23 protein-coding genes and 1 tRNA gene are annotated in these 26,703 nt (G+C 44.6%); 4 read left to right on the top strand and 20 right to left on the bottom strand.

All coding sequences use genetic code 11. The features are described from left to right. Positions 1-3 precede the first annotated feature (3 nt). Together ABDW16_RS07315 and ABDW16_RS07310 are read left to right on the top strand one after the other, a co-directional pair. Positions 4-723, top strand: coding sequence for a LytTR family DNA-binding domain-containing protein (locus ABDW16_RS07315; RefSeq protein WP_343668747.1), 720 nt, complete (start codon positions 4-6; stop codon positions 721-723). A 155-nt stretch (positions 724-878) separates the two neighbouring features. Then, positions 879-3,470, top strand: coding sequence for an outer membrane beta-barrel family protein (locus ABDW16_RS07310; protein WP_343668746.1), 2,592 nt, complete (start codon positions 879-881; stop codon positions 3,468-3,470). Between the two features lie 61 nt (positions 3,471-3,531). Here ABDW16_RS07310 and ABDW16_RS07305 read toward each other — a convergent pair whose 3' ends face one another. The 5 genes from ABDW16_RS07305 to ABDW16_RS07285 all read right to left on the bottom strand — a co-directional run bounded on the left by ABDW16_RS07305 (position 3,532) and on the right by ABDW16_RS07285 (position 9,074). Next, the gene (locus tag ABDW16_RS07305) at positions 3,532-3,924 is read right to left on the bottom strand and encodes a hypothetical protein (protein WP_343668745.1); all 393 of its coding nucleotides are present in this window, start codon (positions 3,922-3,924) and stop codon (positions 3,532-3,534) included. 88 nt (positions 3,925-4,012) lie between these two features. Beyond that, entirely contained in the window at positions 4,013-4,429 is a 417-nt protein-coding gene (locus tag ABDW16_RS07300; protein ID WP_343668744.1) for a Dabb family protein, read from the bottom strand. A gap of 77 nt (positions 4,430-4,506) precedes the next feature. Further along, a complete protein-coding gene (locus ABDW16_RS07295; protein ID WP_343668743.1) occupies positions 4,507-6,678 on the bottom strand; it encodes a gliding motility-associated C-terminal domain-containing protein in 2,172 nt (723 codons plus the stop codon). Between the two features lie 627 nt (positions 6,679-7,305). Continuing rightward, complete coding sequence (locus ABDW16_RS07290) at positions 7,306-7,980, bottom strand: YceI family protein (protein WP_343668741.1); 675 nt, start codon at positions 7,978-7,980, stop codon at positions 7,306-7,308. A 356-nt stretch (positions 7,981-8,336) separates the two neighbouring features. Beyond that, a complete protein-coding gene (locus ABDW16_RS07285) occupies positions 8,337-9,074 on the bottom strand; it encodes a hypothetical protein (protein WP_343668739.1) in 738 nt (245 codons plus the stop codon). A gap of 92 nt (positions 9,075-9,166) precedes the next feature. Between ABDW16_RS07285 and ABDW16_RS07280 the strand changes: the two genes are divergently transcribed. Together ABDW16_RS07280 and ABDW16_RS07275 are read left to right on the top strand one after the other, a co-directional pair. Further along, a tRNA-Pro gene (locus tag ABDW16_RS07280) sits at positions 9,167-9,240 on the top strand. Between the two features lie 100 nt (positions 9,241-9,340). Then, positions 9,341-10,549, top strand: coding sequence for a tyrosine-type recombinase/integrase (locus ABDW16_RS07275; protein ID WP_343668737.1), 1,209 nt, complete (start codon positions 9,341-9,343; stop codon positions 10,547-10,549). 15 nt (positions 10,550-10,564) lie between these two features. Here the strand turns inward: ABDW16_RS07275 and ABDW16_RS07270 are convergent, their stop codons facing one another. From ABDW16_RS07270 to ABDW16_RS07200, 15 genes are all read right to left on the bottom strand, one after another. Further along, positions 10,565-11,086 (bottom strand): hypothetical protein, encoded by a 522-nt coding sequence (locus ABDW16_RS07270; RefSeq protein WP_343668735.1) that lies wholly within the window; start codon positions 11,084-11,086, stop codon positions 10,565-10,567. Continuing rightward, positions 11,083-11,592: a hypothetical protein gene (locus ABDW16_RS07265; protein WP_343668734.1), complete on the bottom strand. Its 510-nt coding sequence runs from the start codon at positions 11,590-11,592 to the stop codon at positions 11,083-11,085. The genes ABDW16_RS07270 and ABDW16_RS07265 overlap by 4 nt, the downstream gene beginning before the upstream one ends. Before the next feature lie 213 nt (positions 11,593-11,805). Beyond that, the gene (locus ABDW16_RS07260; protein ID WP_343668733.1) at positions 11,806-11,985 is read right to left on the bottom strand and encodes a hypothetical protein; all 180 of its coding nucleotides are present in this window, start codon (positions 11,983-11,985) and stop codon (positions 11,806-11,808) included. 5 nt (positions 11,986-11,990) lie between these two features. Then, complete coding sequence (locus tag ABDW16_RS07255) at positions 11,991-14,996, bottom strand: right-handed parallel beta-helix repeat-containing protein (protein WP_343668732.1); 3,006 nt, start codon at positions 14,994-14,996, stop codon at positions 11,991-11,993. Next, the gene (locus tag ABDW16_RS07250; protein WP_343668731.1) at positions 14,975-15,406 is read right to left on the bottom strand and encodes a hypothetical protein; all 432 of its coding nucleotides are present in this window, start codon (positions 15,404-15,406) and stop codon (positions 14,975-14,977) included. The genes ABDW16_RS07255 and ABDW16_RS07250 overlap by 22 nt, the downstream gene beginning before the upstream one ends. A 62-nt stretch (positions 15,407-15,468) precedes the next feature. Next, on the bottom strand, positions 15,469-16,050 hold the full coding sequence (locus ABDW16_RS07245) for a hypothetical protein (protein WP_343668730.1): 582 nt from the start codon (positions 16,048-16,050) through the stop codon (positions 15,469-15,471). A 2-nt stretch (positions 16,051-16,052) separates the two neighbouring features. Then, positions 16,053-18,089, bottom strand: coding sequence for a winged helix-turn-helix domain-containing protein (locus ABDW16_RS07240; protein WP_343668729.1), 2,037 nt, complete (start codon positions 18,087-18,089; stop codon positions 16,053-16,055). After that, on the bottom strand, positions 18,079-18,414 hold the full coding sequence (locus tag ABDW16_RS07235) for a hypothetical protein (protein WP_343668728.1): 336 nt from the start codon (positions 18,412-18,414) through the stop codon (positions 18,079-18,081). Before ABDW16_RS07235 ends, ABDW16_RS07240 begins: the two co-directional genes overlap by 11 nt. 94 nt (positions 18,415-18,508) lie before the next feature. Beyond that, positions 18,509-19,030, bottom strand: coding sequence for a hypothetical protein (locus ABDW16_RS07230; RefSeq protein ID WP_343668727.1), 522 nt, complete (start codon positions 19,028-19,030; stop codon positions 18,509-18,511). A 52-nt stretch (positions 19,031-19,082) separates the two neighbouring features. After that, positions 19,083-20,051 carry a hypothetical protein gene (locus ABDW16_RS07225; RefSeq protein ID WP_343668726.1) on the bottom strand — a complete coding sequence of 323 codons (969 nt, stop codon included), beginning with the start codon at positions 20,049-20,051 and terminating at the stop codon, positions 19,083-19,085. Between the two features lie 41 nt (positions 20,052-20,092). After that, positions 20,093-20,743: a hypothetical protein gene (locus tag ABDW16_RS07220; protein WP_343668725.1), complete on the bottom strand. Its 651-nt coding sequence runs from the start codon at positions 20,741-20,743 to the stop codon at positions 20,093-20,095. Between the two features lie 111 nt (positions 20,744-20,854). After that, a complete protein-coding gene (locus ABDW16_RS07215; RefSeq protein ID WP_343668724.1) occupies positions 20,855-21,649 on the bottom strand; it encodes an XkdF-like putative serine protease domain-containing protein in 795 nt (264 codons plus the stop codon). A 3-nt stretch (positions 21,650-21,652) separates the two neighbouring features. Further along, entirely contained in the window at positions 21,653-23,917 is a 2,265-nt protein-coding gene (locus ABDW16_RS07210) for a hypothetical protein (protein ID WP_343668723.1), read from the bottom strand. Between the two features lie 3 nt (positions 23,918-23,920). Further along, positions 23,921-24,472 (bottom strand): hypothetical protein, encoded by a 552-nt coding sequence (locus tag ABDW16_RS07205; protein ID WP_343668722.1) that lies wholly within the window; start codon positions 24,470-24,472, stop codon positions 23,921-23,923. Further along, complete coding sequence (locus ABDW16_RS07200; RefSeq protein WP_343668721.1) at positions 24,472-26,670, bottom strand: hypothetical protein; 2,199 nt, start codon at positions 26,668-26,670, stop codon at positions 24,472-24,474. Before ABDW16_RS07200 ends, ABDW16_RS07205 begins: the two co-directional genes overlap by 1 nt. Positions 26,671-26,703: the final 33 nt, after the last annotated feature.

Below are 26,703 nucleotides of genomic sequence, written 5' to 3'. Positions count from 1 at the left end.
ATTATGGTGTTACGTTGTATAGCAGTAGATGATGAGCCACTGGCGCTGGATTTATTGGAGGATAATATAAAACAGGTACCTTACCTGGAGCTGGTAGCAAAGTGTGCGGATGCTTTTGAAGCGATTAAGGTACTGGAAGAGAATACCGTAGACCTGATTTTCCTGGATATCCAGATGCCGGGGTTGACGGGATTACAGTTTATACAGAGTTTACAGCACAAGCCGATGATCATCCTGATTACGGCTTATGAGAAATACGCTTTACAGGGTTTTGACCTGGAGGTGACGGATTACCTGGTAAAGCCGGTAGCCCTGCCCCGTTTTATCAAGGCTTGTAATAAGGCAAAAGAACTGTACCAGCTAAAGCAGCAGCCTGCCACCACAGCGGCAACAGCAGCCCCTGCACCAGAGTTCTTTTTTGTGAATGCGGATTATAGCCTGCTGAAGATCAATATCGCAGATATTATCTGGATTGAGGCCCTGAAGGACTATATCCGGATCCACATGACAGGTACTGCCAAGCCGGTGGTAACCAGGATGCCATTGAAACAGGTGGAAGAACAACTAAACCCGGCGAAGTTCATCCGGATTCACAAGAGTTACATCATTGCAGTGGCGCATATTACTGCTATCAGGAAAAACAGCGTATTTATTGGCACCATGGAGCTGCCTGTGGGAGATAACTACAGGGAGGCCGTGGCAGCGCTGACGGGCACGAAATAGGGGCTTTGCTGACTGGTTAAAAACCCATTTTTTTTACCCGGCAGGCCGAACATGAAAAGAAGCTACCTTTTGTCGCTATATTTTTTCCTATTGTCTCATTTGGCTATGCATAATTAAATTCTGCAATTAGTTTTGCGCTATCAGAATAGAAGCTTATGCAAAGAATTTTTTGGCTAATTGCCGTGTTGACCTTTACCGTAGCAGCTCATGCACAAATGCCACAGGGAGGTATGCCTCCTGCAGGAGGTTTCCCAGGCGGGGGCAGACCCGCCGCAAATGGTCACCTCTACGGAAAGGTACTGGATAATGAAGGTAAACCCCTACCCTACACATCCGTAATCGTATTTCAGAACAGATATGACTCCGCATCCGGCACTAAAAAAGATGTGCTGGTAAAAGGGGCTATGACACAAAATAACGGGGATTTCAGCCTGGAAGGCGTGCCTACTTTTGGCCCGCTGATCCTGAAAATTTCGGCTACCGGTTTTAAACAGTATGTGCAGACTGTATCTTTCAAAAAAGCAGCTGGTGGTCCGCCCTCTACTGACAAAGACCTGGGTAATATCAAACTCACTTCCGACATCAGCCAGCTGAACGAGGTAACAGTGACCGCTACCAAACCGCTCATGAAAGTGGATATGGACAAAAAGGTGTTCGACGTAACGCAGAACATTTCCAGCGTAGGTGGTACCGCACAGGATGTGATGAAAAACGTACCTTCTGTAAATGTGGATATAGACGGTAACATGACCATGCGCAATGCGACGCCGCAGTTGTACCTGGATGGCCGCCCTACTACGCTGACCCTGGATCAGATTCCGGCAGATGCAATCGAAAGCGTGGAAGTAATGACTGCTCCCAGTGCTAAATACGATGCATCCGGTGGCGGTGCAGGTATCGTGAACATCGTGCTGAAAAAGAACCGTAAAACCGGGTACAATGGTAATATCAGGGCAGGCGTCGATAGCCGTGGCGGTCTGAATGGTGGTCTGGATTTCAATGCCCGCCAGGGTAAATTTAACCTGAGTGCAAATGCTATGTACCACCAGAACAAAGATCGCGTAACCGGGTTCACCGACCGTACTGACTACTCTACCACGCCGAACCTGCACACCCTGCAGAACAATATACAAACTACCAATGGTGGATTTATGTTTGGCCGGGTTGGACTGGATTATTTCATGACTAACAGAACGACTTTCTCCCTGACCGGTACGAAAGTACATGGTGAAATGAAACCAAATAGTACACTGGATATCTTCACAGATAGCCTGTACAACAGTGGTACCACCAGCTCTTATGGCCATCGTATTACAGATGGTAAGCGGGTGTTCAACGGGAATGGCCTGGAACTGGCTATGAAACACCTGTTCCCCCACGAAGGAGATGAACTGAGTATCACGGGTAACTACTTCGGTGGTACCAACACAAATAATTCGCTGTACACCACCAATTACTACACTGCCAAGGGTGGTACTTATACAGATGATGTGATTCAGAAGATCAATGGTGATGGCAAGATGCACCGCATCACTGCACAGGCGGATTATGTAAAGCAACTGAATTCAAAATCCAAACTGGAAGCAGGGGTACGTGCACAGATGAACTATACGCTGAACAAGAACGCTACTTACTACTACAATGACGAAACCGGTGAGTACGATCTGTCTTCCAGCTCCAGCAGCAACTACGAGAACCATGAGAACATCTATGCTGCATATGGTACATTCAGCAGCAGTATCAAAAACTTCAGTTACAAACTGGGTCTGCGTGCAGAGCGTTCCAACTACGATGGTAAACTGCTCAACTCAGGAGATAAGTTTAGCAACAGTTACCCGGTGAGCCTGTTCCCAACCATCTTCCTGAGCCAGAAACTGGCAAACAACCAGGAGTTGCAGCTGAGCGTAACAAGAAGGATCAACCGTCCGAACTTCTTCCAGTTGATACCATTTGCGGATAGTACGGACAAACTGAATATCACAAAGGGTAACCCGGCACTGGTACCGGAGTTCACACAGTCGTTTGAGTTATCTTACATGAAGACGTTCAAAAATAACAGTACCTTTATGGCATCTGGTTATTACAAACGTACGACCAATACCATCACCAGCTATATTGACTCTGAGACCGACGAGACCACCGGCACCACAGCACTGATTAATACATACATCAATGCGAAGAACAGTTATACCACAGGTGCGGAGTTGACATTGGTGAATTACTTAACAAAGTGGTGGGATATGAATACGAACATCAACGCTTACAACTCCAAGGTAAATGCGGGTACTTCAGAAGTACAGAACAATGCCTTGTGGAGTGTGTTTGCAAAGGTGAACAGTAATTTCAAATTACCTGCCAGCTTTGAATTGCAACTGACAGGTACTTATCAGTCAAAGACCAACCTGCCGGTGAATACACAGAAAGGTTTTGGTGATGGTCCGCCAAATATGCAGGCACAGAGTTCTTCACAGGGTTATATCAAAGGATTCTATGGTATAGACGTGGCACTGAAGAAGAGCTTTATGAAGAGCAAGGCGCTGACGGCGACACTGAGTGTGAACGACATTTTCCGCAGCAGAAAAACGGACCAGATTTCTTACAGCACTTATTTTACACAGGAATATACACGTTTGCGTAATCCACAGTTAGTAAGATTGAACCTGGCGTATCGATTTGGCAAGATAGATGCGAGCCTGTTCAAGCGTAAGGCTAACAGCAGTATGGATACGAATTCAATGCAGATGTAATTGTATATAAGAAGGACAGGGGAAAAACAAAAAAGCAGCGGCGGGTCCGCTGCTTTTTTTATTATCTGTCCAGCAGCGACATAAAGCCGAGCAGCAGCAGGAAAAGTACGGGTGCCAGTATGAGGAGGCCGGTGGCGAAAATGAGTCCATCATGTATGGCTTGTTCACTTTGATGGGCAAACTCCTTATACGTTCTGCGAATGACTGTTTTCCGGCTAAAATAGCAGCGGTTTATCGTATAGATAAAAACGGTAAACCCGCCTGCAATTATGCTCAGAGAACCGTAAGACACCTCATCGAAGATCATAATAAAGCTGGCTATTACGAATGGTAATAGCACCATAAAACCTACCGCAGTCAGATACAAAACGGCATTTCCCCTTGCATATCGTTTTGTAAATTTTTGTGCTAATAAGTAATAATGGTAATAAAGATAGCGGTATACTAATGTCATATACAGATCATCATATATGTTTTTAACATAACGTCGGTGTATTAGGTTGATAGGTAGAAAAAAGAATTGTCTTGTAAGGTGGTTTATGCTAGATGTCTTCTGCATCGTAGACAACCACCTTTTTCCACAGGGAGGAGCAATCTTTGATGAATGCAAGGTGTGCAGGATCGGTCTGATAAATGTCCTGATCTGCTTTGTTTTTGAAGAACAGCAGCCAGGATACCTGGTAAGAACGGTCAATCACTTCGCGGTTGGTAGTAGAAGGAAGTCCGATATGGTGTTGTCGAATGGTTTTGGCTGATTTAGCCAGTTGTTGTAGTCCTTCAATCAGCTTTGTTTTATCATCCTGGCTGTCCGGGTTATTGAGCCAGAAGTAGACATGGTGTACGAAAACTTTTTCAGTTGGCTTAGCCATGAGCGCGGTGCCTGACAGGGAAGCGATGCCGGTGAGAGCGGCGGTTTTTCCTGCGGCGGCTAAGAATTGGCGCCTTGTTTTTTTGAACATAGGGTCATGATTTTTAGTCCTTTAAAATAGGAAATATCTATGAGCCTAAAATTTATTTTTTGCAAAATGGATTTAGCTTAACGGATAAGCAGGATGGTGCCCTTTCTTACCACATCGCCACAGATAGTTCTGGCCCGGATCATGTAAATATAGGTGCCCATGGGCAGGGGTTGACCTTTGGAAGTTCCATCCCAGCAAGCATTTGGTGAATTTGAAGTAAATACGATACGCCCCCCGCGGTTGAAAATATTAAATTCAAACCAGGAGGTTTCTCCCCAGCGTTTGAGTCCGAAGCAATCATTTTTACCATCTCCATTAGGTGTGAATGCCGAAGGAATGGGATAGCGGGTAAAGGCGAGCGCGACATCTACATTCACGGTTATACTTTCTACGTTGGTACAGCCGTGGCCATCCATGATGGTGACTTCGTAGGTAGTGGTTTCGAGCGGCGAAACGGCCGGACTTGCAGTGTGGGTATTAGTAATACCGGGGGCTGCCTCCCAGGTGTAATAGATGCCGCCGGTGGCCTTTAAACTGATGCTGGCATTGGCACAGTCAATGTCGCCTGATTTTGCGATGGTAGTGGTAGGGGTATCGTATACAATCACGGGTACGACGAGGGTATCGGCAATTTTGCAGGTGTAGTCTTTGATGAATACCTTGAAGGTAGTGTCGTGCAGGGGAGATATATTTATAGCGGTACCTGTGGTAAGCAGGGAGTCTTTTGATGTGAACCATGCGTATTCATCGCCACCGGCGGCTGTCATGATTACAGACTGGCCAATGCACACGGCGGGTGAATCAGGCGTAACTTTGAACACAGGCGTCGGCGTCACATTGATATGGATGGTTTTGGAAGTACGGCAACCGTAGATAGTGGAAGCGGTAATGACGTAATTGGTAGTCGTGTCCGGAGACGCGGATGGATTGCTGATGGTTGAGTTACTCAGCCCTTTGGCGGGCGACCAGGTATAACTGGCAGGGATGTCTGAAACAGCTGATAGCTGGATGGTGGTACCGGTGCACATAGACGTATCCTTGCTGGTGGTGATGACGGGGGAAGGATTGACGTAGATAGTCAGCGATGCTTCGCCGGTGCATCCATACAGGTCGGTGCCGGTTACCGTGTATTTTGTGGTGATGGTGGGGCTTGCAACAGGTTGAGCAATGGTATCGGTGTTCAGATCTGTGGCGGGTGTCCATTTATAGCTGGTTGCACCTGTGGCACTGAGCTGGGTGGACTTGCCTGCACAGAGAATGACGTCGGGGAGGGTGGTGACTTTTACATCGCAGGGTGCAGTGAGGGCAATGAAATAGTCTTCGACTTCGCCGTTGGGGGCATAGCCAGTGGGGCTGGTGAGGAGTGTATCAGAGATGCGGAAACGAAAAGCGCATTGGGAGACTTTGCCGGCAGGGAGTCGTGCGGGTATATTTACCCATTTTAAGGTAGCGGTATTTGCGCTTACTGTATCAATAGCAATTTCGTCTGAATCGAAAGTACCGTTGCGGTTAAAGTCGAACCAGGCCGAAACGTATGCTTTGTTACTGGCCTGAACGGGAATCGTTAGCGTGTACTCTCCGCCCCCTGTATATGTGGGAAAGGTAGTAATCGCATCTTCATCGGCACCGTCGTCAGGAGCTTTGAGTGTGTCAGCATCGGGGGCGGTGGTACCTAAGTAATAATTCGGTTGTGGGGTGAGGGTACAGGGTTCGTAAGAGCGTTCATGGGCGGCGTAGCCGTACGAAGCAGGGAGGTCTCCCCTATCGAACCCGGCTAAGATACCGAAGATGATGGTGGAGGTGGTGCCCATAGTAACATCGGTCGTATCAGTGATTAGCGCCATACCCGTGCTGCAGGCACCTGTATAGGTAGTGCTGCCTGTACCGATGGCGACCATAGTAACGGGTGTGGGTGTATTATTTCTTGTGGCGGTAAAGGCAACTTTGAAATGAGCGCTGCCTGTAGTATTTAAAGAGCCTTTGATGGCTGGGTTATTAAAGTCATAGCCGGCGTAAGACATATAGTTAGGCACGGGTGTGGTACCTGTTACGTTGGAAAAGGTGGCGGTAACCGTGAGGCTATCACTGGTGACAAAGGTTTTGGTGGCGCCTTCGGTGATGGTAAAACCGGCCCAGTTGCACCAGTAGATTTGCTCTTTGAGGGATCCGGTTCCAGTGTCGGCGTATTGTGCTTTTAGCTGCAATTGAGATAAAAGCAGTGCCAGGAACAGCGAATAGAGTTTTGGCATTAGGTATAGGATAAAGGTTTCAATGCATACAGGCGCTGATTCTGGTTAAAAAGGTTTCAATATCACGGTAGCTGTATGTGTCGATGATGGTTTTAGAGATAGGTAAATTATGATATTTTTTTATATAATAAAATATATTTTTCTTTATGTGAGTATAACGGATAGAGATGATTGAAAGTGAGTGAATTGGCTATTGTGCAGTATTTGGAAGGGAAAAAAGATTTGGAAGGAGAGGGAAAAGGTTGTTACATTTGCATACCAAATATTTGAAGGGGAATAATACAAATTAGGTTTTCAAAGGACTAGATAGAATTTATTGAGGTAGCGGAGATGCTACCTCTTTTTTTTTGTGGGTATCGCAATTAGTTTTCTGGGGGATTGTGAAAAGATTACCGGCGTCTATAATGAGCTTTCCGGGAGTCGCATAAAAGGCTACCTGCCGCCATCGGTATTCCAATAATGAACTTTCTGGAAATCGCGTAAAAGGGTACCTACCGCCATCGGTATTCCTATAATGAACTTTCTAGGTATCGCATAAAGACTACCTGCCACCATCGGGTATCCCGAATAGAAATAGGCTGTATCGTACTTACGACACAGCCTATTTCTATTTTTTGCAGATAGCAATTATTTCTTAGCAGCTTTCAGTTTGAAGCCGATTTCGATATCCTTGCTGATCACCCAGTTTTCAGGGCTGCCTTCAGTTTTGTAGTGGATACCCCAGGCAGTTCTGTCGATTACAAATTTAGCGCTGGCAGTCACATCGCTGGCAGTTACAGTAACAGTAGCCGGGAAGGTGATGTTCAGTGTGCTATCTTTCAGGGTCAGGTTACCGCTGATCAGGTTAGTTGCACCTGCTTCCAGGCTTTTACCTTTAGTGCTGTCGTAAGGAGCTACGGCAGTGATAACGAATTTAGCAGTAGGATACTTAGCAACATCGAAGAAGTCAGGGCTTTTCAGATGGCCATCCAGGTCAGTGGATTTTTTATCCTTTTCAGTAACAGATGCAGGATCAGTGGTCAGAGAATTCATGTTTACTTCGAATTCACCACTTGTAATAGTACCATTTTCAGCATTCAGGGTACCGGAAGTCACCTTGATGACACCCCAGCGAGGCGCCATACCACCTTTGTGAGTAGCTTTCCAGTCAACAGTAGTTGCGGCAGTATCGATGCCGTAAGCAGCACCCGTGGTAGCAGCAGCTTCCTGTGCTTCAGAAGTTTTTGCCTGTTCAGGTTTAGTACCACCGCCGCAAGCGGCCAGGGCAAGCATTAAAGCAATAGCAGATACAGTTTGCTTCATGGTTTTCGGTTTTTTTGATTAAGAGACAATGTATTATATCACCGAAATTAAATATTTGTGTTAGAACAACAATAGCGAATCAGGAAAAAAGATGAAATGTACAACGACTTTTTACTGGCAAATGGACAATTTTCTGAATATGGTGTGTTTTTTAAATTTTAATGATTGTACATGGAGGTGATGAATGATTGATAGCGGATTTAATAAGCGTGGATAAAGGGTGTAAATTTGTGACTCAGATAAACAGCAGTGGATATGCGTTTAGTATAGCCATATTAGTTTGTTTATTTTACAATTTTAATGGGAAGCCCCAGCTGGATTACCGGCTGGGGCTAATTGTTTCAATAAGTGCTTTATTATTTCTTTGCTTTCTGTACCAGGATCGTTTCATCCCCTTTTGAAATCGTCAATGTAGGCGGTACCTTCCCCATTCCAATAATCGTAATTTCTACGTTGTAAGTGTACGCACCATTCTCAAAAGAAAAAGAATGATTCCCGCCTGAACCTTCACGTATAAATTTCCCATCCTGGATCACCATCTCCGGCTGATCGATGGTTTTGACATTCACCGGCCAACTGGCATACCGGAAACTGTTATTCCCCATATCATCGATACGTATATTGAATTTATCCGTCTGAAATGCTAAAACGGGTTGTTTGTAATCTCTCAAAGAGGGATGAATCTGGCTTTTATCGGCTGCTATCAGTGCAGCTCTTTTAGCGGCTTCTATTTTTGTCTGATAATTGATTCCTACCAGTTTCCCATTGTCATCCAGCCATACCTGCCCATGATTCAGGGAAATCCCTCTCCATCCGCCTGAGGTCCAGTCCTTTGCGGGATCGGAATTAGCAATGATATGAATCAGTGAGTCATCAAATAATTCATTGTAACGGGCAAGGAATTCCTGCTTATTATTGATGGCTGGAAGCGGGTATTGTCTTTTTAAAGGATAAATGACTTTATCGGCGAGTACCTGTTTATCCTGTTGTTTTACAATAGTGATAAAGGCTGAAACGGCTTTGGGATTTGGATTGTCCTGACCAAAGGCATTTACACCGGCATAGAGAAAAACGGCTAATAATAATCTTTTCATAGTAATTGTGGGCGCAAAGATATTGCGACCTGGGGGATAGAAGGCGAATTATATGCCAATTTTTTTCTTAAATTTAGTAATTGGGTAGGTAGCGGGATGTAGCGCAGCCCGGTAGCGCGCTTCGTTCGGGACGAAGAGGCCGCAAGTTCGAATCTTGTCATCCCGACAATGTACTAACTAACCCGCTCCCGACGCGGGTTTCACTAAAAAAAGAAGTAAACAGGGGTCGTTCGGGGGTCAATGCTAAAAAGAAAAAATTTATGCATATGACCAGTTTAAATTTTACACCAGCAGTAATCTACCCTGCCACATTAAACTTAAATGTGAGCAAATGGTATGTGATTTACAGGTATGTTAATCCTTTGACTTTTCGGAAAGAAAAGTTCCGGGTTTACGAAGACCTTAACCGAAAGCATGGCGCCGACAAGATTGCGTATGCACAATTGTTGCGAGATGCCGTCAACCAGGCATTGCGTGAGGGATACTCACCATTCGGCGAAGAGCAGAAGGTGCAGGCTGTTATTGCTGAACAGGAGCATAAGGCATCCTTGCAGTCAATACAACGAAGCAGTTACACAGTTATTCAAGCGATCACTTATTACCTAGAACAGAAGACCCACCAACGGAAAAGTGTTGGTACCATGCGGCGTTATTCGGGTCATCTGAACCTGTTTAAGGAGTGGCTGAACCGCCAGTCAATGTTGCTCTATAAAGCCAGCGATATTACTGCCGGGGTTGCGTTGACCTTTCTTGAGGAAGAAGACAAGAAAAATGGATGGGGTAATACCACCTACAACAATTACTTGATGACATTGCAAGGCTTCTTCAATATGATCTCCAAGCCTATTCACGGTATCATTGATAAGAATCCAATTGAAGGAGCGGAATACAGGGAGACTATCGCCAGAAAGCATGCCGCTTACAGTGATGAACAGCTGACGCTGATTTTGAAAACAGTTCGCGATGCAGGTGATACATACATGGAGGGTCTGATACTTACCAGCTACTACGCATGCGTACGCTCAAAGGAGGAAATGATGGCATTACGCGCAGGCAATATCCTGTACGACCGTGACCTTATTAGGCTTAATGGCGAAGACACCAAGGCCCGGCGTGATGATTATATCCCGCTGGATCCCGAATTAAAGGCATTTTATCTGGCACAGGGATTTGATAAACTACCAAAAGACTATCTCTTATTTGGGGCCAAGGGCCAGCCCGGGGCAATGCCAGCGTCCCATGGCTATTATGCTCTCCACTTCAGGGCCTATCGCGATCGGTTGGGCATGGAGGATCGGTTTACACTTTATGGATTCAAACATACTAGAGGCATTCACCTTGCAAATGCGGGAGTAGACCCTTATGCTATTATGCAATTATATCGGCATAGATCACTTGATCAAACTATGATATATCTTAGGGATCTGGGATGCACCATTAATAGAAAGGCCACCGAGAATAGTAGGAAAATATAGTCGATCGACTATATTTTATGTAAACAGTTTAGCCGCCTGGCTGTACATAGATAGGAAGTTATTCTGCTCAGTCTCTGTCGGAATAGCATCCTCATTCCCTGTTACCCATTCACGTTTATAAATCAATGCCAGTTCTTCTGGCGTATCTACATGTGCTTTAACTACCCTGTAGGTATTGCCACCGACAAATATGCCCCGATCTTTTAAACGATCTGCAAGCATTTCAAGGAATGATTCAGGGCTGGCAAAAGCTGCAAATAATCTTCCCTTCCCGGTCCCGTTCTCCGCTTTGGAAACCACACCAGTGATCAGGTGGTCATATTTGGCCGGCCATCTGGTACTGTCTACCTGAATGCCGCCGAAATTATTGTTTACTCCTGATTTGCCATTTGCACTTTCATTTCGGAAGACTATATACGTAGAACGTTTTACTTCAACTGGTATATCCGCATTCTTTAAGTAAGCTACTACTTTGCCCATCTCTACCTTTGTCCTTTGGTATGGAACCATCAGCTTTTCTGGATATGCGTTTTTCATATTAATCCTTTAATCTTTGAGAAAATCCCGCCGCCTACAACCAGGCTAATGCCGATCCATGTTAACCATGCTCGTTTTTTCCAGGCATCCTTATCTGATTTCTCTCCTTTGAGCTCTGCCTGCAGTTTATCATTCTTGGCCGCTTCGTCAGTGTATCTATCAAGTAACTTATCGCACTTTAAGTTTGCCTCGGCAAGGCTGTCGCGTACCGCTTTCAGCGCCGCCATGTCCAAAACTGGCATTGTATCAACCCGAAACTTCTGATCAGGGCAGGTAGCGCTATCCTTACCATTACAGGGGATCTTTTCACCAGGCAGGTATTGCGTAATACCAAGCCGCAACGGCTGCACAGGAACACAAGGAAGGGCTTCCCGTACCTTCTGCAGCTGTACCATTTCTTTTTGTCGAGCCGCCGATTCTTTTGCCGCTTTGCGGGCCGCGATCTTTTCGGGAGATCGGCACCCAAAGAGGAGAAAGATGCCGATCATTAATAATTTACTTTTCATCTTGCGTATAGTTTTGCCCGTTGCCCAACAAAGCAGATATTCCTTTTAGGATAGCGGGAATGAAAGAAAGGATTAGCAGCCACCGGTTAGTTATTTTATCGGTTAGGCCCCAGCCCTGTACAAGAGACACTGCACCAGGTATAACAAAGATGATTAAAGCATTGCTTAGTCTCCTATACCACAGAGGAGCAGGTCTATTTATTTGCGAAACGCCTACTTTAATGTCCGCCATCGTTTTATTTTAAATTTTATATGGTTAAAAATCTCTTTCCCGATCATACCACCGATACCTCCTAACATCGCCAACAACAATGTTTTTACCCCGTCGTTCCACGGCCAAGATGGGATACTTGCTATAATTCCACTGCTAAATGCCAATGCCTTTTCTTTCATGCCTGTTATAGATTTATAAATGCTGGTGAATTGGTTGCGGTCCAGACCACATAAACAAACTTATTAGAAACGGTTACTCCATGTATCTGGAATGTATAGTTAGTAGTATTGTAAATTCTAACTATTCTCCCTGTGGCCCCTGGATAACTTGCACTCGTAGATAGATCTATCGTATTGTTTGCGGTTGGGGTGAGAATTATATCTGAAACGTTAGAAGGGAACGTTGTCATTGTTCCATCTCCGTAAATAGTACCGAATGTTTCAGTAGCGGCTGAAAAATATTCTAAAGCTGTGCCGCCGGAATTTACCCTAACCTGTTGTAAAGCAGACCCCAGCGCCGATAATCCAGTACCTCCATATGTAACAGGCAAAACTCCCGAAGTAATTTTGGATGCATCATGCGTTGGTATATCAGTCGCAACCAGTGCACGAAAAGCAGGTGTAGTAGCACCGCCAGACGTCGGACCGGCAAAGACAGTATTTGCTCCCTGATCTGCCAGCGTGGCGGATAAAGTACCTGTAGTTGTAACAGGAGATCCTGTTACAGACATAATAGAGGGCAAGGACAACCCAACAGAAGTAACAGCAGAACGCCATGCTATGTCTCCACGACCAGTAGTATCGGTTAACACCTTACCACTTCCGGGCAATCCGGCAACAAGCTTCGTAGCACCAAGTATGGTGGTAGAAGAGTCTATATATTTGTTACCCCAATAGTAGGCCCTACCGCCGGTAGAATCGATAATGGCGCCCACTGATTGCGGACCTAGTCCCGACCCCAATGTATATTGATTGCCAACAACCTGAACACCACTGCCGCCATAGCCGATTTTAATGGCATATCCAGTGGTCATTTTTATTATGTTATTTTTAATAACAATATTAAAGACGCTATCCAGGTAATTGCCAGTAATATATTGCGCTCCAATCGCACAATATGAAGACGCATATGCCCCCATGCAGAGCATAGTATTGTCACTAAACTCCATACCACTTGCAAGATGTACTACAGCGTTATTTGTAACAGAGTTTCTAAAATTATTATTGGAAATTTTTATATTCTCAAATGTTCCGCTATTCTTAGAATTAAAGGCAATTGACCGTACTGACTGGTCAATAAAAAAATTATTTGCTATCAGATATCCCTTGTCTTTGTAGGTGCCTGTTGTAACAGCGGATTGATCACACTGCAACGCATACACATGATTATAAAAATGATTTCCTGTAATTGTTATGTTTTCATTGTCTATTAAGAAAATCCAGGCATTTTGACTTAATGTTGCCGCTGCTTCTTTATAGAATAAATTCCCGTTAACATTGATGTTGTTGGCCCTTGCGATGGTCATTGCACTGTTCAGAAAATAATTCCCGTTTACCTCTATCCTTCCAGGGCCTTTGGATCTATCGATAGTTGTTTGAGCAAGGCCTTGTATGCGCAGCGGACCGCAATCTTTAAACCTATTATTACTTATATTAAAATTGACAATATTAGGATTGCCATAAGAGCCATTACCAATATACATTATTGCATACGTACAACTATCAAACACGTTATCGTGAATACTTGCGTTGCCGTTTCCTGAAAAAGGATTATCCAACGAGCCAATGCCAGACTGAGAGGTCAGCTTAAACCAGTTACCATAAATATTCGCATTAAAAATACTATCCGAAAATGTGATGTGCCCCTCATTGTGTCCCGTATTTAGGTTCTGGTTGTTGTTATAGAAGTAGCTATTACTTACAACTGGTGTATGTGCGCCAGATAGATGGACCCCATTGCTATTCCCATTTATAAATCGGCAATGATTAACATAGGGATTTACACCACCAATGATCAGGCCATCTGCTTTTGAGTTTAAGAAGTCACAATCCTCCACCCTCCCTCCATTCACGTAAAGCCCAACAGATGCCCCCCATTCCCACACTGGATGCGAATTGTTGTTGTCTTTATTGCCATCAAAGACAATACGACTTAATAAGACATTTCTTAAATATGGTCCTCCCCCTAATGGATTTGCGATCATAGGGAATTCTGTTATTACGGTATCTCCTATGGCGAAAGCCTGGTCATATGTATTCGCACCATCGGTTGTGATAGTGTTTCCAGATACAGATAGAATCTTATGTATGGCCGTAGAACCGCGCGGTACAGAAGTAGAATAAAAATTAATATACATACCGACTACCCAGCCGGTCGCATTACTAACATTAAATGTCCTGTTTCCATTCCCCGTTGCAATAGCCGTCTGTAGAACAGCCTTCACTTCGTTACAGCGCTGTATGGTATCAAATTGCCCGATAATCTGCTGGCCATTACGTGGATTTATCGGCCCATCTATTATGTATCTTGTTTTAGGTTGGAGATAAACAACTCCGCCGGTATCGGCTGCATTGATAGCAGACTGAATGCCAGCATCGGTCTTATCACCCCACCATCCTACCTGCACGACGCCTCTATCATAAAACCGTTTCCAGTATCCAGACGTGCCTGCAAATACAGTTCCTCCATCGGAAGTGCCGGTATTCTGATGATAAAACAAACCACCTCGGATGGAATCTTTTACATATAGGATTTTCGCCGCTCCTGAATAAGACTGTAGACCAGTAATAGTGGAAACAGTATCCATCATCCCGCTAAAACGGATATTCAGCAGGCTATCTGCCAGTCCATTTGTTGCGCTAATAGGCAATCCAGCTATATTAACGGCTAATTGTCCTCCATTTGTCCTCCGGAAGTACAGCGTATCGTTTGAACGCCTGGCGGAGTCTAAGTGTACGCCTATTGCAATATTAACCCAAACTCCACCTTTCCTGATTTGCACATCAGAGCCATTATAACGAATTGCCCCATCTTCTAATAAAGCAGGATCAGCACTAAAATTTGGTAAAATCAGGGGACCTGTAACCTTCAATCCATAATATTCCCAGTTATACGGGCTTGGCCTCCACTGTGAAAAAGCAGAGAGGGAAAGAAAGAGAAATAAAATAATCAGTCGAATGGAATTACGCATCTGTCTAGCGGTTTTGGATCACGAAGTGTGAAACTCATTGCACACCCGGCAGTGAGTTCGCCAAATCGTTCGGTAAAAAAATCAATTGTTGCGTCAGCGTCAACCTGAAAATCAAAGCCGGGATTATCTCTCAAAAAAGCGAATGTGTCTAAAGCAATAGACAGCATGTCGCTCTGTACCTCCAATTCATTCTTTTTGTCATCAAAAATTTGATCGGCCAAAAAAACCGTGAGGTTGTAGAACATCTGATTTTGTGAATACCTTCCAGTGGGATAAGATACCCACATTACAGGCAATCTCACATCCTTCGATGCTGCTAAATCTGACAGATCTCCTGAGCCGAAGTCGTTAATTTGAAGGTGGCTTTGGGCGTAGCTTCTTAGCAGATTTATCAGATTGTTTAATGTCATGCTGTTTGCCTATTTTCTGAAAGTACTCCTGTAATTTTTTTTCGTTCTTTTTGTAAGCCATATTATAATGGTTTGCGATAGCTATTGCCCTGATATCGTTCCTCAAATGATCTCCTATCCTCATGACAATACCCTCCAAGAAATATCCCACACTCATACTGTGTCTGGTCCGGATGAATCGTATCTGATCCATTACCTGGATTTACATATTCAGGGAATAGAGATTGTTTCTCACACAGGTAATCAATAGTCCGTTGGGCATAGAATTTTGCATTTGTCCGGAAGTTATCCATAAGGCTCTGTACATCACTGAATGAAACTGTTTGAATCGCTTCTCCGGTCCTGATTACTACGCCTTTATTGATTAGCTTATATTGAATACTAATGGGTAGTTCAGCCAAAGTGTACCATACCTGAGTATCAGTGAGATAATCATCAAGCAATATTTTATAATTGCCATCAACCGCATTGGCAGCTACCAGGTCCTGTAATTTATTATATAGGTTGGTGCCCAGCATGGGAAGAATAAACCGATCCTGAACGACCTTTACGATGGGTAAAAGGTGTTTCGGATCAACATTCTCTGAGAGCATGCTGCTGTCCTTCAATTTCTGTTCTGATATGAATAAGATATTCTTGCTCATGTCTAATTAAGATTATTTACGACCTGTTTATCTACCACAACATGTGCCTCCCAGTGATGCCTGCAGTATGGCCTACCGTCGTACCATCCACCGCGACGGGCCCAAACAGAATACCCCAGCTTATCGCTGATACGTTCAATATCATATCTGGAATACAGCCTATCCAGCTCCATCATTTTATGACAAAATGCTCTATTTCTATTATCGTAAGGCCCTTCATATGAGTACATTACCTCAATAGTTTTTGTAAAGGGCTTTTTTTTTGCAGCCTCTTTAGTCGCTTTCTTTATTGGTACACGCTTAATAGTCTCATCCCCATTATTCAATTCATGTGTAACCACAATCTGTCCCTGAGATTCAAGCACACGTAATACATTATTGACTACTATTACGTCGATATTGAGAGTATCAGCAATAATCTGCTGAGTGGTATACGGATCTTTGTTCAGAAGCTCCAAAATATTTGACTCAAGATTTGTCATGCTCTTCGTCTCATCAGCGAAATAAGTTTTTTCTTCTTCATCGGAAGAAAAAATGACCTTCTTAGACTTTAAAATGGTGCGCTCAGTTTTAGCAACACCAAATTGAGCAAACACTTCAATGTCTTTTTCATCTTCCTCCTGGGTAAAGTGATGATGATTCTGCTGTTGTGGCAGTGGTTGCGTATTAGGGATGGAGCCTGTAGGGGCAGGCTTTAATCCAATCAAAGCTCTTAATTCATCGCTCGTAAGATTCTCTAAAACCTTATTGGCAACAAGTGGAGACAGGCTGTTTATTGCATTAATGGTCTCTTGTGCGGCAGAGTTGTCTTTCTTTTCAGCTGGCGGTAATCCAATCCTTTCTCTTATCTCATCCTGTGTCATGTTTTGTGACTGGATTGCCTCGCTGAACTCAAATGATATAGGTTCAGTCCTTTGTATTGTCAGTGGATAAGCGATCCCTCCCTTGAATTTGATAAGCATACTGAAGACCTTCTCCAGCCATTGCTGCCGCCCATTAACATATATATTTTGAAAGGCCTCATATGCTTCCCGGATCTCGGTTCTCCCTCCAAGCTGCCCCTCAGTTTTGATGCCGAATAGTATAGGACTCGTAATCCTATGCCCGGTAAAAATTTCCTGTTGAGTAGTCTTATTTAATTGGTCAAATAGCTTATCTGATTCAGCCACATTAAGGTCCAGTACTGTTGCTGCCTTGGTAGCATCAGCATTGAATGCCAGCATATACTTTCTACCACGCACCCCGCCAAACTTCGAATCAAACATCTTCTCTATCTTCCCCTGCTCTTCCTGTGTTGGCTTCCCGTTATTGAAGTTGATTAGCTTATTTACAAAGAATCCCCCCTTTACATTATTCAAATGATAGTTTCCAATCTCAATATCAACCTCGATCCAAGTGATAGACCCCCTGTAACTTGGCAGTGTGTAAATGTCAATACCAGGATGATACTTTTTTATATAGAGTATCTGTGTGCCTTTCTTTAGATTGGTATTAAATGCACCAAACTCTTTATATACCGGGTTGTTATTGGTCCTGTAAGTACCATCTGGGCTGTATTTTACCCACTCGTCAGACACATAAAACTCCGTATTGTCTTTGTTGCTTCTAACGGTCGTATAGTCTACATGGTAGACGCTGGCTATTTCCCCAAGAAGATTCCATACCACCTGTAGATAAGCCCCGTTGAAGAGTTCCATATCGAGCGCTATCTTCTCAGTCACCTCGTTTAGTGACTCTCCTTTTGCATTGGCAATAGCCAAAAATTGATTAATGGCTGCTTGCTGGTCAGCCGGCGTGGATTCTTTATCATAAACCCAGCCTTTGCCGCACACATAATCTACCTTACCATTGATAATAGCGCTATGCTTGGCGGAATTGTTGTACAGGTAAAGCAGGTAATTGGGGTAATCATTCTTTTCCCCATAAAGAACATATGGTTTGCCTTTCTTCTCCACGAACACTGGTTGAGCGGCATCCTCAAAGTGAAGAAGCACTACTCCATTTCCCATCTCAGTTGTTTTCAAATCGCTATTCGCCATATGTTTTGTATTCTATAGGTGCACCTTCATATTGAACAGGAGATACTTTTTCGCCTTCGAGCCTCATCTTGCCTACTTCAAGCAGATTATCGTCTTGATCAGTAATGCTATACGTCCAGAATCCGTTATTGGCACCGTCGAAAAGAGATATATCTACTGAGAACCTATTGAACCTCTCTGGATAACCGCTAATGTCTGACGCATTCAGAATAACTATCTCCTGTTTAGTGATGTCGTTAACGAAACTGATATTGAACTCAGTAGAGTCAAGTGTTGCATTCTCAGATGCAGTCACTATCATTACTCCCGGCTCATTTCGTTTCAAGATTATCATCACTACTATATATCAGAAACACACATTTTTTTTCAAAAAAAATAGCCTGGTGTTTCCAGGCTATTCCTAACTGTTAAGGATATGGTTAACTTGCCGGGGACAGCAACGCTGTGATAATAGTAGATTGTACCTCCGGAGCCATGAATCGTTCCATGCCAGTAAACGTTCTGGAATATCCATTCCGGTCACCAGTGGCGGTACCAGTCCCACCCTCGCCTCCTGTCATATCGAGTGCACGCTCTTTGCCTAAGAGCCAATACCTACCATTCAGATCAAGCACTATTGCCAATAATCGATTTTGGCCTAGTAGCTGTATTTCGTTCCGAGTGTTTGCCTGCATTTTATTCAGTACGACGGTCAGCTCTTGCTGATAAAAAATTGTTCCATTCTGAACGGAGCTATTAGGTGCTTCTGTGAAGAAGGATGTTTCCTTTGGTACCTGGTACCGGCGGAATTGTTTGCCGGTAGCGACTGTGATCGCAGTGACTACGCCACTCGCTTCAGTGATTGTCGTAACATTGTCGAACTCGATAAAGAGAATCTCCTTAGCACCGCCGACTGAATCCCGGCAATCTATTGTCATGTTCTGCGTAAGGTTGCAGGCCATGGTGTTATGATTTAGATGTTAGAAAAAAGGCCGGTGTGAGCCGGCCAATTACTTATGCGCCCAGGTGAAACTCAACGATTTCATCCGGAATGGCGAAGTTTACGCCCAGCTTCCACTCTGCTACGAAGCGAACCTCATCTGCCTCTTTTGCAAAGAAGATCTCCCATTTCTCTTCCTCATTCTCCATATCTGTACCTAGGTAGATGTTGGACATGCGAAATGCAAAGAGCCTCTTAGTGCCATCCAGCCCATGCACCGCAGTAAGCTTGTAGGATGTACCAGGAATAGATACTTCACCAGACTTATCGTCTTCTGCAGAATAATGATATAGGTTCTTGTATTTCAGCGCCAAGATATACGCCTTAAAGAAGTCCCACCCGCAGAAGATACGCAGGTCATCTTTATCAATGATTTGCATTGGGATGGCACTATACATACCATCTGCGATTGCCAAGGCAACATCTCCCGTGATAACAGTACCAGTGCCATAAGGCGCACCGCTGGTATAAGCAGCTACGTTGGCGTGAATTACAGAACCGGAGGCAGCATCAATCGACTTAACCAGGCCGTCAAACTTGTTCAGATTCACATTGGCACTGGTAGTATCACCTAACCAGATTGCAGTTTCTAATTGTGCGGCAATACGGGCAGATTTTTTGTCTGTATAGTCCTGCTCAAAAGGGATTTTTTCGTATCGGCTGCCGGCAGAAAGAGCGAGCTGGGTATATTTTGCCTCCAACGTCTTCGGACATAAAGACTCGTTTACCTTGATACTGCCTACGGTAATGGTGCGCTGAGTAATGGTGGTAGTGCCGCTTGCATTAAATCCACATGTACCGCCTGCCTGGAAGACAGCATCGGTATCAATATTGCCAATCCTTTCTGCAGTCTTAATACCAGTAAGAACATTGCCCTGCTGAGAAATAAGAGCCTGTGTCTTAGCGCTAAAAACGGAGCTGGTAACAAGGATATCCTTGTTGTCTTTCGTATAATTAGTAAGGGCTGAAACGTCGTAACCCATGTGAATAATTTTTAATGGTTATTTTGAGGAAGTGATTACTTTTAGGCAGTTGCTGTTTTTTCTTTCAGCTTATCCTGGAAAGCGCCATAAGCCTTCATGAAATTTGTTTTGGCGGCATCCTTCTTTGTCTTTGCGTCGCTGAATACGGTCTGCTTGGGATTGGTGATCGCTGTTGCCTGATCAGCTTCTAAAAACTCCATGAATGCTGTGAAGGTCTTGCTGGATGCATCTTTGAAAGTCTGCATAGCATTTTGAAGAGATGCAATTCTTTCAGCCTGCCAGGCAATTGACGCCTTCATGTCTTTGATTGCCTGCGTCCAGTCAACAGCACCGCCTCCTGCTGCAGGAGTGGCTGGATCGCCTTCAGCCATCTGCTGAGTCTGAGCCTGTTGCTGCTGTTGATCGGCTGCTGGTTCTGCCGCCTTAGCCGCGTCTTTAACCTCAGCAATCTTGCCGGCTTCAGATACTACTACAATGCGACCGTCTTCCAGCTCGTAGTTTCCAACAGGTGCTGGGGTCTTCGTGCCGTCAGCACCAACGACAGAGATGTCTCCGCCTGCTTCCAGCTTGGAGTACTCGATCATGGTGCCATCAGACAGCTTACCAGATTCGAATTTTTGGCCGGCGCCTTCGTCGTTGAAAGCAGTGGTAAGAAGTGTTTTTATTTTTGTGAGTGCTTCTTTTGCAGTCATATACCTATGTTTCTACAGGCATATATCAAGTGGGGTCGTTTTTTGCGGATTGAGGGAATAAAAAATCCCCGGCAGGAATGCCAGGGAGATACATTTATTTTCCCGCCGGTATTATTCGTTAATGGAATTAAGAATGTCTATGATCCGATTAAGTGTTTTCTGTTCGGGTGTAAAAGTGCCAGCAGGAGAATAGTCGAATAATCCTTCGACCGAGAACCCTTTGTACTCGCCGGTTTTTATCTTTTGCCACGTATCCTCATTATTTATCTTTGCTGTGAGAAACCAGGTACCATCTGGCAAGTCTTCAAATCCTTTCAGCGGCATTTTCCCTTTCTCTCTATCAACCAACCAGGACTCATAGAATACACTATCGGCTACTACGTCGGCCTGTTTATGCATAATATTTATATTACCCTGGTAGCCGTTTAGAAAAAATCGTTGAGCTATCTTATTAATTGTATTAGTAGAGAATGTTACATAATATTCGCCGTTGGTGTCGTTCCGATATATCAAGCTATCCGGGATCATGGCCGGACCTGTTACGATGTGTTGTTCTTCGTCCTGAACTGCGAAACCGACTCGCATATTCACAGGGGTATCCTTTGGCAAATATTGTTTTAGTATATCAATTTCCAAGGATTGGGCGTCAATTATATTTTGTGCCATTTTTTTCAACTCGGCATTAGCCCCCTGCACAATCTCCTTATTGGCCATGTCTATCGCCATCTGATGATGTGGAATCATCTGCCGAGCAAAGGATATATCTTGTTCATTCATGTCCTGGTTAAACATAAGGAAATCACGCTGGATAGCTGGCCTGTCTACCAAGGCAACAAAATTCACTTCACTATCGTCGGACAGGTTATCGGAGATTGTCAGTTCGAATACTGGTAGGTCTTTTTTCATGTTTTAGAATTGTGCGTTTGCTTTAATATCTGCTACTCTTTTCTGTGCATCGGTAATATCTGTCTCCACTACATAGACTCTCTGTGCCTGTTGGAGATTGCTGTTCTGCTGCATCGCCTGATCTACCAACGTGCTGGTCATATTCGGATTTATAGTAGGGACAGACGGAGTGGATGCTGAGGCGATAGTAGAGGCGCTACTGGAAGATGTGGCACCGGGTATTTTCACCGCTGTTATCTGTTTCACTCGTGCAATACCCGCAACAACAGCGGCGGCAGCGGCGGCAATACCGAGAGCAATACCCCACGGACCGCCTACCATTTGTCCGTTCCTATATGCGAGGGATGCGGATTGATATGTATCGATGGTGGTGGATGCAATAGCCACGGCCTTGCCCTGAGCAGTTTGGGTACCAAATACAGCTGTAGCCGCCTTTAAGGCAGCACTGGTTTTTTCAAGCCACCCTTGTTTGCCTTCCTCGTAAAATGCAATTAAAGCAGCGGATGCCGCCGCTGTGGCAGTTTGTATGTCTGATGAATATTCGCTGGCATCTGCTAATGTCTGCAATGACGCGGCTGTGCTAGAATACAAACCTTGCTTAGCTTTCTCTTGTTCTTCAGTTTTTGCCCTAGTTTCCCCAGCAACCTTTTCATTGTCCTTATTTAATTTTTCAACAGCTTTACCTACTCCTTGGAGAGCTGTTAAATTATCCATGGAGTAAGCATAAACCTTCTTATTCAATAATTCATTTAGCTTTTGCCGGCGGTCCAATTCCTCCGCTGCCTGTTGATCCTGGATCCCTTTTAGACTTATGCCATATTTTCTATACAGTTCCAGCTGCGCATCAAGGTGTACCTTCTTTAGGTTAAACAAAGTTTTATCCTGCAAATCAGCTATCCGCTTCTCAATATCGGCAGTATCCTGCCCTGAAATCTTTGCTGCTTCCAGCTGCTTTCTGAGTGCTGCGATCTGGTTATTTAAAATAGCATCGCCTGATATCTTTCTAAAGTTAACCTCATCTTCCTGCTGCGCTTTGAGATCAGCCAGTTCTTTATCAAACTGCGCCTTCTTATCCGATAGCCTGGCATCAGCTATAGCCTGTATAGTGTCCTTCGTATCCAAACCGTACCTCTTCTCCAATGCGAGCTGCGCCTGTAATTGTTTCTCCTGTAAGCCAATAGTGTTAACGCCGGCATCCTGCAAAGCTTTGGTCTGAAGTGCCTGACGTTGCTTTAATTCATTCAGCCTGTTCTGCCCTTCTTCCTGCGCCTGCTTTATTCTTAAAGCTTCCAGATCCGCCTGTGCAGAAAGTACTGCGTCCTTCTCATCCTTCGTTTCGTTCTTCAGGGATTTGATCTTATTCTTGGCAATATCCATTTCAAGCGCATCGGCTTCCTTCTTCCTGGTTGCGCCATAGGCCCTAAGTATTTTTAGCTGGTTCTCCTGTTGTTTTACCAGATCTTCGGCAGCCTTACGAGATGCTTCTGCTGCTTGGTCTGCGACCTCCTCATTAAACCCTTGGACGTATGCATTGGCAAGGCGCTTCCCGGAGTTCTTCGCCTCCTTAATTGCGCCAGAGAAGTCGCCTTTAAAGATATCACCAAGTATATCCCCGATGATCTTGAACTCCTCCACGATAGCGCTCAATGCGCCCATTGCTACGGCCTTCACCTTATCGAATACCTTACCAAACCCCTCGAATCCAGGTATTACTTTTTTCAACCAATTCTCAATGCTCTCGAAATTGGCAATTATCAGCCCGAGAGCGATAACCAATGCACCAACGCCTGTCGCTACAATAGCGCCTTTTAGGGTGGTAAAGGCTCCCACTACCTGAGTTCTGATCACAGCTCCTAACCGCTGGAAATCCTTCCAGCTGTCGGCGATGGTGGATAGCCCTTGGGATAATGCCAAGGCTCCCTGCAGCTTCACCATTGTTTTTTGTAGGTCCTGGCTCTCAGCGCCGAATAATGCCATAGCTCCCTGTGCAGCGGAGAAGCCGCCGGCCACAGTTTGAATAGCATTGCCCAATACCTGGAACTTAGCACCAGGATCTGCGAGGGCCACACGTTCGTTCATATCCGCGATCTCATCCCGCAGCGCAGCAACACGAGCCACCGCTGCCTGCGCCTGTGGTGATAGCTCACCGAACTGGCGTGCCAAAGCAATAGCCTGGCCTTGCGCCTCCTTTAGTTCCTTCTTCAGGTCTTTTAACGTCTGTGCCCCATTGAGGTTGACGTTAACATCTACAGGTACATTATTAGCCATGCCTTATAGTGAGTATAAAATGGTTATTCTCATATTGGCTGGCAGTGCCGAGCCAAATACAAATACTCCGGTAGTGACATCGAAATCCCATTCATCGAATGCAGGTGTATTGCCGAATTCCTCTACCCGGATAAGCGGGTCTGCCTCCACCCTTACCTCCTGTGGGACCGTATCTATCAGGTCCGGGTTTGTATATGTCAATCCATCCGCAGATAAGCCGCCGCTGCCGTAAACAGAAGTAAACCGAATCTGATCCATACCACCGATGGCGCCATATGTATCTTTCAGTACCCAAGCCCCCGATGCTTTCTGGTATATCCGGTGCAGCTGAATATCAAATGTTACATCACCGTCAACTCCCAATCCTGAGGACGGAGCCCCAACTGTAAAAAAGATCCTCGCCCCTGCCGTAGTTCCGCCAAGTACAAATTCTTTTAATGCCTGCAGCGTAGCCTTTAGTGCTTTCCCTGTAGTATGGTCCTGATTGACGGGCCAGTAATCATTGGCCGAAAGGGCTGCCGCATCGTCAAGCTGGGATATTTTTTTATCTGCCATTATGCATATGGTATTCGTGATGAACCGTCTTCGTGAATTAAATAGCCACCATCCTCGTGAAGAATGAAGCCAGGCTTAACCACATCGACCTGTACCACTGTTTTGAATAATTCCACCCTGGTCACATCATTTGTGAGCGGGCTATATCCGTCAATCTTGTTTAGTTTAAAATAGATGTTTTCCACTTTTACCAGCTTCTTAAAGTCAAGCTGATTGATGTCTGAAGGTGTCAGGAATACATAGCCTCGCCATAGCTTACTATCTTTGTTCGCTACTTCGTTAATGAAACCTTCCCAGTAAAAGCGATACAATCCCACATCGGGATATCCGGTAGGTGGAGAGGTAAAGAAAATGGCTTTAGGAGGCCCAAATTCCAACGATCTGCTGGGGGCTGTAGGGTTATCCCACATCCCGGAATAAGGGTACATGACAGAGCTGAGAAGCACTGCTCCGGTTGAATCGGTAATATGCCAAGTGGCATATGTAACATTATCTGCCGCATAACTATGCTGCAATCCACCATACTGTAGTATCCGAATATTAAAAGTGTCACGCTCTTTGGTCAGGTCGCTACCAACTTTGTATATATGGGGAATAACCCGACGGTCGTTATTGCCAACCCTTACGCCGTCTACCATAGGGGAGGGAGAAAAGATTAGCTCTATCTTCTTAGTATCTTTCTCAAAATCATTATCAACAACATAGTTGCGCTGCCCGTAGATCTCGTTGTATATCTTCTTATACTTATCGGAATTCCAATAATCGCTATCCTCCTTATAGGTAAACAAGAACTCCCTCGCAGTAAGTTCCCCCATTGGTACAATCTCGATCTCTTTGCTGTAGTCAACCTTATATGTCCAGTCAACAGCATCTCCTGCGTATGTATTATAAAACCATCCCTGTGGAGTAATAAATAAATTCTTGTCGTTATTCGGATCGGTGAATACATAGAGGTTATGCATTAATATAATTGACTTGAAGAAGTCCTTCTGAGCGATGCTCTTACTCACAAAGTCGGCTATCACAATATCCGCTCCCTCGTCAACCGGATAGGTGCTATCATCGGTCGGTGAAGGCATGATAACGCTGGACTCTGGATATAATGTAATCTTACATTTAGGGGAGATGTCCATAGAGATGGTGAGGATATCCCCAGCAACAAATTGCCTCTTCTCAATTTCCAAAGTCGCAGTATGTGGGAACACCTCATAGGTGCCAGCGTCCAGGTTAGTAATTACTTCTCCATTCAGCCTCACATTTATATACCCATCCCTACTGCACAGATATTTTAAGTTAAATTGAACGCTGGTCTCTATATCGCGTGTGAATTTAATTTGAGTACGGGAGTCGGAGTCATCGCCGGTAAGAGCAACAATAAGCCCATATTTATCTATACCTCTTGGTGGCCCCCACCAGTTTGTAACCTCGCGCCACTTCCCTACCCTACCATTGGTGACGGTTTGCTGAGAAGATGTCTGTTGCAGGAATCTCGCGCTCGTTGCGGATTGCGTGAATTCTTTTTTCTCAGTATTAGGAACGATGAGGTTCTTGAAATATGGCAGGTTAAAGAATGAACAATCATAGGTAAATCCTGCCTGAGTAAACATACGATCGATATACTCTTTCACCCTGATAGCTGGGGCGAAGTTCTGAATAGGATAGTTGATACCATCCACTGACAGCCCATAATCAATTAACGGATATGTGTATGGATAGTTATTGGGATTGTTCCATACACCTTGAATCCAGCTCGCGGTAAGTGTATGATTCAGATCGCTAAAATCGATATCGCTTAATTTGGAATCACCAAACGCATACAAGATATCAGCGAGCCTACCCAACACATTGGTCTCATATTTCACCTCACCTTTCTCAACTGTCACCTTTAATATCCGGATGACGCCGTTGAACACCTGAATCCCATCTACCAGCACCAGCGCTTTTGCTACCTTATTTGGATTATAGTTATAACCGATATTGGTATCGGCAGGGTTGTAGGTATTCTCTACATTAAGGTTAAAAATGTGAGCGAATAGGGCATTGTTTTTCGGAGTGCCCGGTATATCGATAGTCTTAGAAAAGTCGGTCGTGCGCTTATCCGGCTCACGGATGTCCTGAATGGAATACGTGAAGTCGGTAGTAACATCTTGAATAAGGTCCAACTCTACCCCTTCGACTATAACTGCGCTATGTATCATCACAGGTATATATCAGAAAAGCTGATTTTTTTT

This window comes from Chitinophaga sp., from assembly GCF_039596135.1.
Taxonomy (GTDB): domain Bacteria; phylum Bacteroidota; class Bacteroidia; order Chitinophagales; family Chitinophagaceae; genus Chitinophaga.
The sequence above is the reverse complement of the archived record's forward strand: the minus strand, read 5'-3'. Positions and strand labels throughout refer to the sequence as shown.